At 51.0% G+C, this 17,385-nt stretch carries 15 protein-coding genes and 1 pseudogene; 14 read left to right on the top strand and 2 right to left on the bottom strand.

Annotated elements, in window-relative coordinates; all coding sequences use genetic code 11:
• Positions 1–56: 56 nt before the first annotated feature.
• Positions 57–860 (bottom strand): DeoR/GlpR family DNA-binding transcription regulator, encoded by an 804-nt coding sequence (locus J4728_RS18550; RefSeq protein ID WP_000059693.1) that lies wholly within the window; start codon positions 858–860, stop codon positions 57–59.
• Positions 861–893: 33 nt separating this feature from the next.
• A complete protein-coding gene (locus tag J4728_RS18545; protein ID WP_001520529.1) occupies positions 894–1,790 on the bottom strand; it encodes a sugar kinase in 897 nt (298 codons plus the stop codon).
• Between the two features lie 164 nt (positions 1,791–1,954).
• Between J4728_RS18545 and yihU the strand changes: the two genes are divergently transcribed.
• The 14 genes and pseudogenes from yihU to J4728_RS18475 all read left to right on the top strand — a co-directional run bounded on the left by yihU (position 1,955) and on the right by J4728_RS18475 (position 17,343).
• Positions 1,955–2,851, top strand: coding sequence for a sulfolactaldehyde 3-reductase (gene yihU / locus J4728_RS18540; protein ID WP_023181421.1), 897 nt, complete (start codon positions 1,955–1,957; stop codon positions 2,849–2,851).
• Positions 2,852–2,873: 22 nt separating this feature from the next.
• Entirely contained in the window at positions 2,874–3,752 is an 879-nt protein-coding gene (gene yihT / locus J4728_RS18535; protein ID WP_001067413.1) for a sulfofructosephosphate aldolase, read from the top strand.
• 15 nt (positions 3,753–3,767) lie between these two features.
• Positions 3,768–5,009: a sulfoquinovose isomerase gene (yihS, locus tag J4728_RS18530; RefSeq protein WP_000870947.1), complete on the top strand. Its 1,242-nt coding sequence runs from the start codon at positions 3,768–3,770 to the stop codon at positions 5,007–5,009.
• Between the two features lie 3 nt (positions 5,010–5,012).
• A complete protein-coding gene (locus J4728_RS18525) occupies positions 5,013–5,870 on the top strand; it encodes an aldose-1-epimerase (RefSeq protein WP_023227072.1) in 858 nt (285 codons plus the stop codon).
• A gap of 43 nt (positions 5,871–5,913) precedes the next feature.
• Positions 5,914–7,950, top strand: coding sequence for an alpha-glucosidase (locus tag J4728_RS18520; protein ID WP_001087045.1), 2,037 nt, complete (start codon positions 5,914–5,916; stop codon positions 7,948–7,950).
• A 45-nt stretch (positions 7,951–7,995) separates the two neighbouring features.
• Complete coding sequence (locus J4728_RS18515; protein ID WP_000084250.1) at positions 7,996–9,378, top strand: MFS transporter; 1,383 nt, start codon at positions 7,996–7,998, stop codon at positions 9,376–9,378.
• 45 nt (positions 9,379–9,423) lie between these two features.
• Positions 9,424–10,845, top strand: coding sequence for an MFS transporter (locus tag J4728_RS18510; RefSeq protein WP_058116643.1), 1,422 nt, complete (start codon positions 9,424–9,426; stop codon positions 10,843–10,845).
• A gap of 67 nt (positions 10,846–10,912) precedes the next feature.
• Complete coding sequence (gene ompL / locus J4728_RS18505) at positions 10,913–11,605, top strand: porin OmpL (protein WP_000838828.1); 693 nt, start codon at positions 10,913–10,915, stop codon at positions 11,603–11,605.
• A 156-nt stretch (positions 11,606–11,761) separates the two neighbouring features.
• Complete coding sequence (locus J4728_RS18500) at positions 11,762–12,610, top strand: STM4015 family protein (RefSeq protein WP_001042081.1); 849 nt, start codon at positions 11,762–11,764, stop codon at positions 12,608–12,610.
• Positions 12,611–12,622: 12 nt separating this feature from the next.
• Positions 12,623–13,638, top strand: a pseudogene (locus J4728_RS18495) (STM4014 family protein).
• Positions 13,631–14,506, top strand: a complete 876-nt coding sequence (locus J4728_RS18490; protein WP_208212210.1) for an STM4013/SEN3800 family hydrolase — start codon at positions 13,631–13,633, stop codon at positions 14,504–14,506. Before J4728_RS18495 ends, J4728_RS18490 begins: the two are co-directional and overlap by 8 nt.
• Before the next feature lies 1 nt (position 14,507).
• Positions 14,508–15,749: an STM4012 family radical SAM protein gene (locus J4728_RS18485; RefSeq protein WP_208212208.1), complete on the top strand. Its 1,242-nt coding sequence runs from the start codon at positions 14,508–14,510 to the stop codon at positions 15,747–15,749.
• The gene (locus J4728_RS18480; protein ID WP_208212206.1) at positions 15,746–16,624 is read left to right on the top strand and encodes an STM4011 family radical SAM protein; all 879 of its coding nucleotides are present in this window, start codon (positions 15,746–15,748) and stop codon (positions 16,622–16,624) included. Before J4728_RS18485 ends, J4728_RS18480 begins: the two co-directional genes overlap by 4 nt.
• Positions 16,609–17,343, top strand: coding sequence for a Cof-type HAD-IIB family hydrolase (locus J4728_RS18475; protein ID WP_017441906.1), 735 nt, complete (start codon positions 16,609–16,611; stop codon positions 17,341–17,343). The genes J4728_RS18480 and J4728_RS18475 overlap by 16 nt, the downstream gene beginning before the upstream one ends.
• The last annotated feature ends 42 nt before the right edge of the window (positions 17,344–17,385 follow it).

Below are 17,385 nucleotides of genomic sequence, written 5' to 3'. Positions count from 1 at the left end.
GCCGTTTTATTGGCCGGATAAAGCGCTGACGCGACCATCCGGCGCAAGGGCGCTTGTCACGCTGAAACGGCGTCGTCCAGCGAAGGACTCACCTGAACCACTTCGATTTGCTGGGATTGAAGTAAATTCTGTAATGCCGGACCGGGATACTCGTCCGTAAACAGAGCGGTAATCTGTGACACATTGCCGATCTCAACCGCCGCAGAAGCATGGTATTTCGTATGATCGGCGGCCAGCAGAATATGTCGCGAGTGGGCCATCATGGTTTTCACTACGCTGGCTTCGTTGACATCAAACTCCAGTAACGCGCCATCGCTCTCTATCGCACCTACGCTGGTGACGAGATAGTCAGCCCGGAACCCCGCCACAAACGCCGCCGCGGATGGCCCGATAATGCCGCTATTATGCGGGCGCAGCGTGCCGCCAGGCACCATCACTTCAAAACGAGGGTTATTATAAAGAATGTGCGCGACGCGCAGGCTATTGGTGATAATGCGCAGATGATTATGGTTGAGCAGCGCGCGCGCCACCTGCTCAACCGTCGTTCCAATCGTGATAAATATCGTGGAGCCATCCGGAATATAGTCAGCCACGGCTTCCGCAATGGCTTTTTTCTCTTGCGTCCAGGAGACCTCTCGCTGCTCAAAGGCGGTATTGACCACACTGGACGCTCTGCCAGCGCCGCCGTGATGACGCGTAATCAGCCCCTGCTCGCTTAATTTACGAATATCGCGGCGAACCGTCTGGGTAGAGACCTCCAACAAACTGGCTAACTCATCGATATTCATATAGCCGCGCTCATCAATTAGCATTAACAGCCGATCGTGTCGCGGATTACCGGTCAGTTCGGTAAGACTCATGAGCATTCCTCTAAAAGCTTCCTACTGCTCATATTATACAAAAAGTGACAAGAAAGATCGGGTTTGCTCACAATCAGGGATACCCGCCCGGCCACCCGGGCGCGTACACTTCAGCGCGGCAACGCCGCTGGCGAATCTGACAGCCTCTTCGATGGCGTATCCGCTTGCCAGGCCAAATGCCAGTGCGCCATGAAAAACATCGCCCGCGCCAGTAGTATCCACCACCTCCACGGTAAAACCCGGTTGGTGGCGTACCGCCGCTTTTTCCAACCAGTTGCAGCCTTCACTGCCTCGCGTGACATAGACATGTCCATTTGTGAGCATTTGTGCTTTTTTTAGCGCATCAATGGCTTCGCTCATCCCCGTCAGGCGTGCCAGCCCTGGCTCGGAGAAGGCGGCGTGGTCGCTTAACGCCACCAGCTCGCTAATATCCTGCGGCGTAATATCGCCATCAAGAACAGTCATGACGCCAGCCTGACGCGCCAGCGTAAACGCCTGTTTTGCGCCGTCATGCCAGCGCACATCCGCCAACACCACATCCCACTGCGAAAAATCGATGTCGTTAAGCCAGTCGGCGTCAGGTAATAAATCCGGGCTGGGATAATTAACGATAATCCGCTCTCCTTTGGCATCCACCATAATCGCTGACTGCGACGACATGGCCTGCGTGTAGCGGCGGGTATAACGGGTATTTACCCCCAGGGATTCCAGTTCCGCCAGCAGGCTGTTTCCGGTGTCGTCATCGCCCACACGGCCAATAAAGTCCACCTGCGCGCCCAATTTCGCCGCAGCCACGGCAGCGGTCGCCGCAGGCCCGCCGCCCACTTCCGTATAGCGCTTCGCCACATATTTACCCCCTTCTGTCGGTAATCCTTCCACGTAATAGATGCGATCCATCACGGTAATACCTACACAAGCAATACGAACCATGGTCATTCCTCAAGCATTTTCGATGTGCTCATTTTAATTTCACGAAATGTTTAAAAAGTGACGGCTGTCAATTTTTTGACTATAAATTACAAATACGATCACAAACGGACAGAAAAAGGCTCATTAATGACAAAAAATGACACCACCGTGTTCAGGAGAACGATATGGCAGTTATAGCATTTATCGGGTTGGGACAGATGGGCTCCCCTATGGCGAGCAATCTGCTAAAGCAGGGCCATCAACTCAGCGTCTTCGATGTTAATCACGACGCCGTACAGCGCCTGGTAGACAAAGGCGCGCAACCTGCAAGCAGCCCGGCTCAAGCAACCATCGGCGCTGAATTTGTTATCACCATGCTCCCGAACGGCGATCTGGTTCGTTCCGTTTTGTTTGGCGAGCAAGGCGTTTGTGAAACCCTTTCCCGTGAAGCGCTGGTCATTGATATGTCCACTATTCATCCGTTGCAAACCGATAAGCTGATTGCCGACATGCAGAGCAAAGGGTTCAGCATGATGGATGTGCCGGTAGGCCGGACATCCGACAACGCGATTACCGGCACATTGTTGCTGCTGGCAGGCGGTACGACGGAGCAAGTAGAGCGCGCTACCCCTGTTCTGATGGCGATGGGTAATGAGCTGGTCAACACCGGCGGCCCGGGAATGGGTATTCGCGTAAAACTGATCAACAACTACATGAGTATTGCGCTAAATGCGCTCTCCGCCGAAGCCGCCGTGCTGTGTGAAGCGCTGGGGCTTTCCTTCGACGTGGCTTTAAAAGTGATGAGCGGCACTGCCGCAGGCAAAGGGCATTTCACCACCACCTGGCCGAATAAAGTGATGAAAGGGGATCTGTCTCCCGCCTTCATGATCGATCTGGCGCACAAAGATCTTGGCATCGCGTTGGATGTCGCCAATCAACTGCACGTACCGATGCCGCTCGGCGCCGCCTCCCGTGAAGTTTATAACCTGGCGCGGGCCGCAGGCCGCGGTCGGGAAGACTGGAGCGCCATCCTGGAACAGGTGCGCATCAGCGCCGGGCTGACCGCCAACGTAAAAAAGTAACGACTGTATAAAGGAAAATTGAATGAACAACTACACCATCAAAGACATTACGCGAGCGTCCGGCGGGTTTGCCATGCTGGCTGTCGATCAGCGCGAGGCGATGCGTTTAATGTTTGCTGCTGCTGGTGCGAAAACACCCGTTGCCGATAGCGTGCTGACGGATTTCAAAGTGAATGCGGCGAAAATTCTTTCCCCGTATGCCTCTGCCGTTCTGCTGGATCAGCAGTTCTGTTATCGCCAGGCCGTAGAACAAAACGCGGTCGCTAAAAGCTGCGCCATGATCGTCGCGGCGGATGATTTCATCCCGGGCAACGGTATTCCCGTTGATAACGTGGTCATTGATAAAAAAATTAATGCGCAGGCGGTAAAACGGGATGGCGCGAAAGCCTTAAAACTGTTGGTGCTGTGGCGCAGCGACGAAGACGCGCAGCAGCGTCTGGATATGGTCAAGGAATTCAATGAATTATGCCACTCCAATGGTTTGTTGAGCATTATCGAACCGGTTGTACGTCCGCCGCGCTGCGGCGACAAGTTCGATCGCGAGCAGGCGATTATCGATGCGGCCAAAGAGCTGGGCGACAGCGGCGCCGATCTTTACAAAGTTGAAATGCCGCTCTACGGCAAAGGCGCACGTTCCGATCTTCTTACCGCCTCACAACGCCTGAATGGGCATATCAATATGCCGTGGGTCATCCTCTCTTCCGGTGTGGACGAAAAACTGTTCCCTCGCGCAGTCAGGGTCGCCATGGAAGCTGGCGCATCCGGGTTCCTGGCGGGACGCGCGGTCTGGTCATCAGTAATTGGTTTACCGGATACCGAGCTGATGCTACGTGATGTTTCCGCGCCTAAATTGCAACGTCTGGGCGAGATCGTCGATGAAATGATGGCAAAACGTCGTTAATACGAGGATGACAGAATGAAATGGTTTAACACGTTGAGCCACAACCGCTGGCTGGAGCAGGAAACCGACCGCATCTTTAATTTCGGTAAAAACGCCGTGGTGCCGACAGGCTTCGGCTGGCTGGGAAATAAAGGGCAAATCAAAGAAGAGATGGGCACCCATCTTTGGATCACGGCGCGTATGCTGCACGTTTATTCCGTGGCGGCGTCGATGGGCCGACCGGGCGCTTATGATCTGGTCGATCACGGCATCAAAGCCATGAACGGCGCGCTGCGCGATAAAAAATACGGCGGCTGGTATGCCTGCGTTAACGATCAGGGCGTGGTGGATGCCTCTAAACAGGGTTATCAACACTTCTTCGCCTTGCTGGGCGCGGCCAGCGCCGTCACGACCGGGCATCCTGAAGCCAGGAAATTGCTGGATTACACCATAGAAGTGATTGAGAAATACTTCTGGAGTGAAGAAGAGCAGATGTGCCTGGAGTCCTGGGACGAAGCCTTTAGCCAGACGGAAGATTACCGTGGCGGTAACGCCAATATGCACGCCGTCGAAGCATTCCTGATTGTTTATGACGTTACCCATGACAAAAAATGGTTGGATCGCGCGCTGCGTATCGCGTCGGTAATTATTCATGATGTGGCGCGCAACGGTGATTACCGCGTCAATGAACACTTCGATTCACAGTGGAACCCTATCCGCGACTACAACAAAGATAATCCTGCCCACCGTTTCCGCGCCTACGGCGGTACGCCAGGTCACTGGATTGAGTGGGGCCGTCTGATGCTCCATCTCCATGCTGCGCTGGAGGCCCGCTTCGAAACGCCACCCGCCTGGCTGCTGGAAGACGCGAAAGGTCTGTTCCATGCCACTATCCGCGACGCCTGGGCGCCAGATGGCGCAGACGGTTTTGTCTACTCAGTCGACTGGGACGGTAAACCTATCGTACGTGAACGCGTGCGCTGGCCGATTGTGGAAGCGATGGGTACGGCCTACGCCCTCTACACCCTGACGGGCGATAGCCAGTATGAAGAGTGGTATCAGAAATGGTGGGACTACTGCATTAAGTACCTGATGGACTATGAAAATGGTTCCTGGTGGCAAGAGCTGGACGCCGATAACAAAGTGACCACCAAAGTGTGGGACGGCAAGCAAGATATTTACCATCTGCTGCACTGCCTGGTCATTCCTCGTCTGCCACTGGCGCCGGGCCTGGCTCCGGCGGTCGCGGCGGGTCTCCTGGATATCAACGCGAAATAGGTCATGAGGATGGCAGCCATGCATAGCGGTGGAAAAACTATTCAGCTTAATGCGGGCCATTACCAGGCGAAAATCGTCACGGTTGGCGCAGGTCTGGCGGAACTGACTCATCATGGACGTCATGTGGTCATCCCGCATAAACCGGAAGAAATACCCATGGCGCATCTGGGGAAAGTATTGATTCCCTGGCCCAATCGCGTGACAAATGGCTGCTACTCCTATAACGGCAAGGTTTTCCAGCTTGCCGTTAACGACCCGGTTTCGCAGACCGCCATTCACGGTCTGTTAGCCTGGCGAGACTGGCAGATTAATTATCAGTCGGCGACGGAAGCGTCGCTAACGATTTTTCTGCCGCCCTCTTACGGCTATCCCTTTGCGTTGATATCGGAAGTGATTTATCGGTTAGATGCCGCCAGTGGGCTGCGCGTATTGATTCGTACGCAAAACATTGGCGATGAATCAGCCCCTTATGGCGCGGGCGCGCATCCTTATTTGACTTGTAATCTGCAAAGCATCGATAGCTGTGTATTAACACTGCCTGCAAGCGAAGAATTGCCCGCAGGCAGGGATTTTTCCGCATCATGCCTGCTCGGCGAAACGCGCCTTGATCATGCGGTTAAGACCGCGACGACCCCGGCTGAGTGGGAGGTCAGACTTACCAGCCCAACGCAGAACATGTCTACATTTTTACGCAGCACCCAGCCCTGGTTGCAGATCTATACCGGCGAAAAACTCAGCCGAAAAGGTCTCGCGGTAGAGCCTATGAGCTGCCCGCCCGATGCATTTAATTCCGGGATCGCACTGATTCATCTTGCCCCAAAAGCGATCCATCAACTGCATTTTTCCATCGGCTGCGACTAGCCCAAATGGATTACCGAATTACCCTACATTCACGGAGATTACAATGAATTCTCTACCACAACGGTCAACCGATTTTGAACTGACAACATCACAGGATGGTTTTGCGCTTAGCTGGCAACAGCGCCTGATTTTACGTCACAGCACCGAAAATCCCTGTCTGTGGATTGGCGCGGGCGTTGCCGACATTGACATGTTTCGCGGCAACTTTAGCATCAAAGACAAACTTAACGAAAAGATTGCATTAACGGAGGCCACCGTCAGCGAGCTACCTGACGGCTGGCTGGTACAATTCAGCCGTGGCGCAACAATTAGCGCCACCCTTCGCATCTCCACCGATGAGGCGGGACGCCTGCAGCTGGATCTGCAAAACGACGACCTGCACCATAACCGTATCTGGTTACGCCTCGCAGCTAATCCAGACGACCATATCTACGGCTGCGGCGAACAGTTCTCTTATTTCGATTTGCGCGGCAAGCCGTTCCCGCTGTGGACCAGCGAACAGGGCGTTGGCCGTAATAAAACCAGCTATGTCACCTGGCAGGCAGACTGTAAAGAGAACGCCGGCGGCGACTATTACTGGACCTTCTTCCCCCAGCCAACCTTTGTCAGCACGCAGAAGTATTACTGCCACGTCGATAATAGCTGCTATATGAATTTCGACTTCAGCGCGCCGGAGTATCACGAACTGGCGCTGTGGGAAGATAAAACTACGCTGCGTTTTGAGTGTGCCGACACCTACATCGCCCTGCTGGAAAAACTGACTGCGCTGTTAGGCCGCCAGCCGGAGCTGCCGGACTGGGTTTATGACGGCGTCACGCTAGGCATTCAGGGCGGTACGGAAGTTTGCCAGCAAAAACTGGATACCATGCGCAACGCAGGCGTAAAAGTGAACGGTATTTGGGCGCAGGACTGGTCCGGCATTCGTATGACCTCTTTCGGCAAACGCGTGATGTGGAACTGGAAGTGGAATAGCGACAACTATCCACAGCTGGATAGCCGTATCAAACAGTGGAAAGAAGAAGGCGTCCAGTTCCTCTCTTATATCAACCCATACGTCGCCAGTGATAAAGACCTCTGCGCCGAGGCGGCGAAACACGGCTACCTGGCGAAAGACGCCACGGGCGGCGACTATCTGGTCGAGTTTGGCGAATTCTATGGCGGCGTGGTCGATCTGACCAATCCTGAAGCTTACGACTGGTTCAAAGACGTCATCAAAAAGAACATGATCGCGCTCGGCTGCAGCGGCTGGATGGCGGATTTCGGCGAATATCTGCCGACCGACACGTATCTGCACAACGGCGTCAGCGCAGAGATCATGCATAACGCCTGGCCTGCGCTCTGGGCGAAGTGTAACTACGAAGCGCTACAGGAGACCGGCAAGCTCGGCGAGATCCTGTTCTTTATGCGTGCGGGTTACACCGGCAGTCAGAAATATTCCACCATGATGTGGGCAGGCGACCAGAACGTTGACTGGAGCCTTGATGATGGTCTGGCCTCTGTCGTGCCTGCGGCATTGTCGCTGGCGATGACCGGCCACGGTCTGCATCACAGCGATATCGGCGGCTACACCACCCTGTTTGACATGAAACGCAGCAAAGAGTTGCTGCTGCGCTGGTGCGATTTCAGCGCCTTTACGCCGATGATGCGCACCCATGAAGGCAACCGCCCCGGCGATAACTGGCAGTTCGACGGCGACGCGGAAACTATTGCCCACTTTGCCCGCATGACCACCGTCTTTACCACGCTGAAACCGTATCTCAAGCAGGCGGTGGCGCAAAACGCGGCTACCGGTCTGCCGGTCATGCGTCCGCTATTCCTGCACTACGAGAACGATGCCGCAACCTACACCCTGAAATATCAATATCTGCTCGGTCAGGATCTGCTGGTCGCGCCGGTTCACGAGCAGGGGCGTTGCGACTGGACGCTGTACCTGCCGGAAGATCACTGGGTGAATATCTGGACCGGTGAAGTTCACCACGGCGGTGAAATTACCGTGGATGCGCCCATTGGCAAACCGCCGGTCTTCTATCGCGCGAAGAGCGAGTGGGCTTCACTTTTTGCTTCTTTACGGAATATCTAATACGGCTCGCCCGCAGGGAAACCTGCGGGCAGATGGAGAAGAATAATGAGTCAAACATCATCGAATCCGGCAACCCTACGCTTGCCGTTTAAAGAAAAACTTGCCTATGGACTGGGGGATTTAGGTTCCAATATCCTGTTAGATATCGGGACCCTCTATTTACTCAAATTTTATACCGATGTGCTGGGTTTACCAGGGACTTACGGCGGGATCATTTTCCTGATCGCCAAATTTTTTACCGCATTTACCGATATGGGTACCGGCATTATGCTCGACTCGCGGCGTAAAATTGGTCCGAAGGGCAAATTCCGCCCGTTCGTGCTTTACGCGGCATTTCCGGTAACGCTACTGGCGATTGCTAACTTTGTCGGCACACCGTTTGAGGTGACGGGAAAAACCGTCGTCGCAACGATGCTGTTTATGCTGTACGGGCTGGTTTTCAGCATGATGAACTGCTCGTATGGCGCGATGGTGCCCGCGATTACCAAGAACCCGGATGAACGCGCCTCGCTTGCCGCCTGGCGTCAGGGCGGCGCCACTCTCGGCCTGCTGCTGTGTACCGTTGGCTTTGTGCCGGTCATGAACCTGATCGAAGGCAATGCCCAACTCAGCTATATTTTCGCCGCCACGCTATTTTCATTGTTTGGCCTGCTATTTATGTGGCTGTGCTACGCCGGCGTTAAAGAGCGCTACGTCGAAGTGAAACCTGTCGATAACGCGCAAAAGCCCGGATTATTGCAGTCGTTCCGCGCCATCGCCGGTAACCGTCCGCTGTTTATTCTGTGTATCGCCAACCTTTGTACTCTCGGCGCCTTCAACGTCAAACTGGCGATTCAGGTTTATTACACCCAGTACGTTCTTAACGACCCGATCCTCCTCTCCTGGATGGGCTTCTTTAGCATGGGCTGTATTTTTATCGGCGTCTTTTTGATGCCCGGCGCAGTCAGGCGTTTTGGCAAGAAGAAAGTCTATATCGGCGGGCTGTTAATATGGGTGGCGGGCGATCTGCTCAACTACTTCTTTGGCGGCGGCTCGGTCAGTTTTGTCGCCTTCTCCTGCCTGGCGTTCTTCGGTTCCGCCTTCGTCAACAGCCTGAACTGGGCGCTGGTTTCCGACACGGTGGAGTACGGTGAATGGCGCACCGGCGTCCGCTCGGAAGGGACGGTTTACACCGGCTTCACGTTCTTCCGTAAGGTCTCCCAGGCGCTGGCAGGGTTCTTCCCCGGCTGGATGCTGACACAAATCGGTTATATCCCGAATGTGGTGCAATCGGCAGGCACCGTCGAAGGCCTACGCCAGTTGATCTTTATTTATCCTTGCGTGCTGGCGGTCATCACCATTATTGCGATGGGCTGTTTCTACAACCTCAACGAGAAGATGTACGTGCGAATTGTGGAAGAGATTGAGGCCCGGAAACATACGGTTTAACAACAATAAAATATAACGCCCTGCGGGGCGTTTTGAGAGGCGATTATGTCTAATCATGATCCGCTAACGCTAAAGTTGAGCCTGCGGGAAAAATGCGCCTATGGCGTGGGCGATTTCGGCTCAAATCTGATGCTGTGTATCGGTACGCTGTATCTACTGAAGTTTTATACCGATGAACTCGGGATGCCTGCATATTACGGTGGAATTATCTTTCTGGTGGCGAAATTCTTCACCGCTTTTACCGATATGCTCACCGGCGTATTGCTGGATTCACGCCGTAATATTGGCGCAAAAGGAAAGTTTCGGCCTTTTATTCTGTATGCGTCATTTCCAGTCGCTCTGGTTGCTACTGCGCAATTCTTTGCCACTCACTTTACTTTACCCGTTAAAACAGCCTTCGCGACGGTGCTGTTTATGTTGTTCGGTCTGTTCTACAGCCTGATGAACTGCTCATACGGCGCGATGGTACCCGCTATTACCAAAAATCCGCATGAGCGGGCCCAGCTCGCCGCATGGCGACAAGGCGGCGCTACCATTGGCCTTCTTCTTTGTACCGTAGGTTTTATGCCCATTCAGGCACTGTTTACCCGTTCCCCTTCGCTGGGTTATCTGGTTGCAGCTGTCATCTTTTCGGTCTGCGGGCTGTTCAGCATGTGGTGGTGCTTTAGCGGGGTGAAAGAACGGTATATCGAAACCGTACCTGACACGCATAAACCCAGCATATTGAAATCCTTCTGCGCGATTTTTCGTAATCCGCCGCTGCTGGTGCTCTGCGTCGCCAATTTGTGCACGCTGGCCGCCTTTAATATTAAGCTGGCCATTCAGGTTTATTACACTCAGTACGTGCTGAACGATATTCATTTGTTGTCATGGATGGGTTTTTTCAGCATGGGCTGTATCCTGATTGGTGTTTTATTAGTACCTGCTGCGGTAAAACGCTTCGGGAAAAAACAGGTTTATCTTGGTGGTCTGATATTGTGGGCCGTTGGCGATATCCTGAATTTTATCTGGGGTGGAACGTCATTCCTGTTTGTTATTTTCTCTTGTATCGCCTTCTTCGGTACCGCTTTCGTCAACAGCCTGAACTGGGCACTGGTTCCGGATACGGTTGACTACGGTGAATGGAAAACGGGTATTCGCGCTGAAGGCTCGGTGTATACGGGTTATACCTTTTCCCGCAAAATTTCCGCTGCGCTTGCTGGCTTTTTGCCAGGTATTATGCTGACGCAAATCGGTTATATCCCCAACATAGCTCAAAGTGACACCACGTTGCTTGGTTTGCGTCAGCTCATTTTTTTATGGCCTTGCGGTCTTGCCATTATCGCAGCACTAACGATGGGCTTTTTTTATAAGCTCAATGAACAACGTTTCGCTTTTATTATCGAGGAAATTGCCCAACGAAAGAAAACAGGTAATCAAATTGTCGCGACTAATAATAAACAAAGTATTTCTACTGTAAATAATTAAACGACGCTTGCCGCTTTATCCATCCCGATGGATGGCGGCTTCCCTATATTTGAAAAATGGATTTATTATGAAATCTCTGAATACTCTAGTGATATTAACTTCAGTAATATCCACCTCTGTTTTTGCTGGCGCTTATGTAGAAAACCGTGAGGCCTATAACCTGGCGTCTGACCAAATGGAGTTTATGCTGCGCGTCGGCTATAACTCCGATATGGGGGCCGGAATTATGTTGACCAATACCTATACGCTACAGCGTGATGATGAATTAAAGCACGGTTATAATGAGATTGAGGGCTGGTATCCGTTATTTAAACCTACAGATAAATTAACCATCCAGCCTGGCGGGTTAATAAACGACAAAAGCATTGGTTCCGGCGGCGCCGTCTATCTGGATGTTAACTATAAATTTACCCCGTGGTTTAATCTTACGGTACGTAACCGATATAATCACAATAATTATAGTTCAACCGACTTGAATGGCGAACTGGATAATAATGACAGCTATGAAATCGGTAACTATTGGAATTTTATCATTACCGATAAATTTTCTTATACCTTTGAACCACACTATTTTTATAACGTTAATGATTTTAATAGTAGTAATGGTACGAAGCATCATTGGGAAATCACTAATACCTTCCGTTATCGTATCAATGAACACTGGTTGCCCTACTTTGAATTACGCTGGTTAGATCGTAACGTGGGCCCCTACCATAGAGAGCAAAACCAGATTCGTATCGGGGCGAAGTATTTCTTCTGATATTATTGCCTCTATTTTACGAATCAGCATCACAGCGGGTAGTTGTTCTGCCCGCTCATTCATCCTGAATCAGACTCCCGATATCCCGCCCCTAAGCGCCATGATAATATTCACAAAGCGTTTTACCGTATTCATGCTTATAGAGAAGGGAAACAAATGAATAAGCGATTTAATATTGATTGGGACAATGAATTAACCCAGGAACAGCTCATTAATTTGATTTTAACCGATGAAGATCTGCCAAAGCTTCGCTCACTGACCATTGGTAACTGGGGTGATTGTTGGGAAGACGAAACCTGCCAGCCTATTATTGATATGATTGTGGAGAACGCCCCCCGCTTTTCTCACCTGGAATCACTGTTTATCGGTGATATGGAGAGCGAAGACTGCGAGATCTCCTGGATTAAACAAGGTGACTATTCCAGGCTCTATGCGGCGTTACCCAATCTGAAAGAACTGATTATTAAAGGCGCGTCGGATCTGCGACTGGGCGCTATACATCATGAGAAACTGGAGCACCTGGAAATCATTTCCGGCGGCATCCCTTCTAACGTACTTGCCGAACTACAAAATGCGCAGCTCCCTGCATTAAAAACGCTGAAGCTCTTCCTGGGCGTAGAGGGATACGGTTTTGACGGTTCGCTGGATGACGTGATGGCGCTGGCATCGAAAGATCTTTTCCCTCAGCTCACCCATCTGGGGTTGATGAACAGCGAAGAGCAGGATGATATCGCCCGCCGGGTGCTGGAAAGTAATATCCTGCCGCAGCTTAACGTGCTGGAACTCTCATGCGGTACCTTAACGGACAACGGCGCAGAGGCGCTGCTGGAGCATAAAGACCGAATTGCGCATCTGGAAACACTCGATCTCCACCACCACTATTTGACGCCGGAGATGCAGGAAAAGCTAAAAGCCGCGCTGCCAATACCGCTGAATCTTTCAGAAGCTCTGGAGCCTGATGATTACGATGGCGATATTTATATGAATGCGATGTACACCGAGTGATTGAGTAGGGGAATGTGCACATTCCCCTACTCAACGATAAAGGGATTTATTGTGATTACGCTCATTGGCCCCCATCAGAGCAAGCGCACGCATTATTTTATGCAGGCTGCCGCCGTACTTGGGAAACCCGTCACGGCGCTGACTTATCCGCAAGCGCTGGACGCTTCGCTGACCTCTGGCATCGTTAAAATCGACCCGCCAGTACACAGTGAAACAGACATCCGCAAAATAAACGCGATCGGTCTGGACTATATCCATTTTTTGCAGAACATGGCGGCGTCACCTGGCTTAACCATCCGGCGGGCCTCATTCACCTGTTGGATAAAAAACGCTGCAAGCGGCGCTTACTGGAACACGGCATCCCCACGCCGCCGTTGGTAGCGGAAGACGTAAAAAGTTTTGCACAGCTCACCGCTATCATGGAGGAAAAAAAGGTCGCCAGCGTGTTCATTAAGCCCTCGCTGGGTTCTGGCGCGGCGGGCGTTATCGCTTTGCGCCGCCACCCTGATGGCATAAAGCAGGTGCTTTACAGCGCGATTGCCATATCAGGACAACAGCTATTTAACAGCAAAAAAATCCAACAGTATCGTCAGAAAGAAGATATCCAGCTCATTATTGATGGCGTTCTTCAGCAGGAAAACCTCGTCGAACAGTGGCTGCCCAAAGCCAGCGTAAAGCATAAAACCTATGATTTACGCATCGTCTGCCTGGATGGCGAAATTATCTGGCGAGTGGTCAGAACCTCCTCGCAGCCCATTACTAACTTACATCTGCAAAACCAAGCTTACTGCTTCGAAAGTCTGGAGTTATCTGCCGCAAAAGTGACTGAGATCGATACGCTCTGTCAAAATGCCATGCGGCTTTTCCCTGGCATTCGCTTAGCGGGTATTGATGTTTTACTTACCACCAGCCTGACGCCGTATATTATTGAAATTAATGGCCAGGGTGATTTGATTTATCAGGATGCGCAGCAGAATAATCTAATTTATCAGGCGCAAATCCGGGCCATGAGGAAGCAAAATGTATAATTCAATGGATGAAGTCCCCGTCTCGCTGCACGCGTCGATTGACACAGGCGATGGCGAATTCGATATGAATGCGCTAATTAGTAATAACGCTCATATTATTTTTATTGTGCTGGACTCGTTACGCTACGACATTGCGCTTCAGGAACAAACCGCCGGAAATACGCCCAACCTGAATCATTATGGACAATGGACGAAATGCGAAGCGGCCGGTAATTTTACCTGGCCTTCGCATCACGCCATGTTTTCAGGTTTTATGCCAAAACCTATTGATGATACCGTTAATCAGACCATGCTGTTTTTCCCAAAAGATATCGGACTTGGTCGTAAAGGGCCGAAAAATGCATTTGCCTTTGATGACGCAACATGGATAAAAAGTCTGGAAAATAAAGGCTACCAGACCATCTGTATTGGCGGCGTCTCTTTCTTTAATAACCGCTCCGGCATGGGAAAAGTGTTCCCGTCGATGTTTAAAGAGAGTTACTGGCATCCACGATTTGCCTGTACGGTTAAAGAAAGTATGGATAACCAGATCCATTATATCCAGAAAATCATGGCCGAGCGTGCTGGCAACCAACCGGTCATGATGTATATCAATATCGACACGATTCATTACCCTAACCATTTTTACGTTGAGGGCGCGGCCCCTGGCGATACCGTTGAGACCCATGCCGCCGCGCTACGCTATATCGACGCCCGCATCGACGGATTACTAAACATTTTCCGCCAAACCGGCGGCGAAACGTTCGTTATTGTCTGTTCCGATCACGGTACCTGCTATGGCGAAGACGGGAAATATTTCCATAGTTTTAATCATCCGATCGTTAATACCGTTCCCTATATGCATTTCTTGCTGAGCTGTAATCATTAATATGAATAACAATGATATTTATCGTCAGTATATGTACAGTTATCCGCATAAGACGGCTTATCGGGAGCTGGAGAACGTCAGCTTTAGCGAAGTAAAACCACGGATTTACGAGCACGACACACATCTGTATGTTCATATGCCGTTTTGTCAAAGTCGCTGCGGGTTCTGTAATTTATTTACCTGCACAAGCGCAGATAATACGTTCATTGATAGCTATATCGACGCGATTATTTCCCAGGGCCAACAAATGGCGCTGGCGCCCGTCCACTGGGGAAGCTTTACCGTAGGCGGCGGCACACCTCTGCTATTAAACATTGCGCAATTAGAGAAGTTATTTTTTTCCGTCTTTGATGTGCTCAATGTTGACTGGAATATTTATAAAACAATTGAAACTTCCCCTACGGATACCACAGCAGAAAAAGTAGCGCTATTAAACGCCTTTTCCGTTAATCGCGTCAGTATTGGCGTACAAAGTTTTCATGACAGCGAGTTACATACGCTGCACCGCCGCCACAATGCCGCCAGCGCGCACCAAGCGCTGGAATGGCTAAAGGCGGGTCATTTTCCATCACTCAATATTGATATTATTTACGGCATTCCCGGACAGACTCACGCAAGCCTGACGGAATCGTTACATCAGGCGCTCGTTTATCAACCGGAAGAGCTGTTTCTTTATCCGCTTTATAATATGCCTCGCCAGGAAAATATGCATGGCTACTACGTTTTAGCCCGCGATCTTTTACGCAACGCGGGCTACACCCAAACGTCCATGCGCCGTTTCGTCCTTAATCCAGCGCCATCCGCCGCGGCGGAAAGCTGCGGATTTGAAAACTCACTGGCGCTCGGCGCGGGCGGCAGAAGTTATCTTGGCAATCTGCATTACTGTTCACCGTGGTCGTCGAACCTGCAGACATCACGAAAAATCATTCAGGCGTTTATCGACAGCCCGGATAAAACCGTCATCAATCACGGTTATCTGCTTCCCCCTGATGAAATAAAACGCCGCTTTATCATTAAAAATCTATTTTTCTGGCAGGGACTTTCTCTTAGCGATTATCAGCAATATTTTGCCAGCGATGCGCTAAGGGATTTCCCCGACCTTGAACGCTTTATACAGCAAGGCTACTGTTATCAGAATGGCAGTCGCCTCCGGCTAACGGAGACCGGTATGGCATTATCCGATTGCCTTGCTCCTGTGTTCGTTTCGCCTGAGGTGATGCTACGGGAGAATCGGCAGAGATGAGCATCCCCGCCCTGCGCGATATTCACACGCTGTTTTATCGCGGCTATCTTAAATCGTGTAATTATCATTGCGGCTATTGCCCGTTCCATAAACACGCCCGTAACGATAAAAAACGCGACGAAGCCGCGCTATGGCGCATGGTTGACCATTTGCCTCTTTTAGGTACGCCGTTGAATGTGATGATTACGCCTTATGGCGAGGCGCTACGCTTGCGTTATTACATGGCGGCGCTGGCAGAAATTAGCCGCTATCCTCATGTTCAGGCGGTCGGCATACAAACTAACGCCTCTTTTTCGTTAATGTCATTGCTGGAGGCATTTCGTGCTGGCGGCGGAGATATCTCAAAGCTTCGGTTATGGTGTTCTTTTCATCCCTCACAAATTACCGCTGAGCGCTTTCTCCAGCAATGTGTAGCACTCTCTGCCGCCGGAATAACCTGGTGCGCGGGGGCTGTCGCCAGTATGAAAGATATCGACCAGTTTCGTTGGCTACGCCAGCAGTTGCCTGACCAGAATTATTTTTGGTTTAACGCCAACGAATGTGCCAATACCCGGCATACCGTTGAGGAAGCCATCGCCTTCGGCGAACTCGATCCGCTGTATGTGATTGAAACGCAGCAGTGGCCAGCGCAGCTGGATATCTGTACCGCAGGAAGAAAAAGTATTTTTATGAATGCAGAAGGCGATCTTTTTGCTTGTCATATCAGCAAAATTAAAATGGGTAATTTATATCAGCAACGACTTAATTCTCCCGCCTGCCAGGCAAAACAATGCCACTGTTTTCTCGCTTATCAGCACCGTCTCGATATTCCATTGCTGAATCACCTGGATGCCTCACGCTGTTTTAGGATCGGGCGCTCATGCGATATCGTTTAATCGCTTTTGATCTTGATGGAACGCTGCTAAACCGTAATAAACAAATTCTGCCAGAGTCGCTAACCGCCATCCGTCAGATGCAGGACATGGGCTGCCGAATAATGCTTGTCACCGGCCGCTCTCATCGTGAAGCCTATGCGTATTATCAAACGCTGGCGCTCACCGAACCGATGATCTGTTGTAACGGAAGTTATATTTATCAACCGGCTCAACAGCAGGTCCTTCACCCGCTGCCGCTGACGCACTTACAAACGGAAAAAATACTGGCGCGGGTATATCCGCTTAAACCGACAATTCGTGCTGATGATAAAATAATCTTTCAGGCTGATGAGCTAAGCAGTAGGGAGAATATTTGGCAAATCAGCGTCGTTCATCGGCACATAAAACAACTACAAAATATTGCTGAGTTTATACAGCATGAATTACAGCTAAGCTGTACCTGGTCCTGGCATCATCAACTGGATATTCTCCAGAAGGGGTGTAGCAAAGGACAAAGCCTCGCCAGATATGCACAGCAACAGCATATCGCAATGCGCGAAGTGATGGCGTTTGGCGATAATGATAACGATGCGGAAATGCTACGTTTAGCCGGATTGGGCGTCGCGATGGGGAATGCCAGCGCTCGGGCAAAGATGTATGCGGATAGCGTCATTGGTCGGCATAATACGCCAGCGATTGCTGATTTTTTGGCAACCTTATCCCTTTATCAATGTGAATAAAAAAACCCCGCCGAGTTTTCATTTCGACAGGGTTTTTATCCG

This window comes from Salmonella sp. 32070601201500089SM (genome assembly GCF_017573605.1).
GTDB classification, from domain to species: Bacteria; Pseudomonadota; Gammaproteobacteria; order Enterobacterales; family Enterobacteriaceae; genus Salmonella; species Salmonella enterica.
This window is presented reverse-complemented; position numbering and strand designations above follow the sequence as displayed.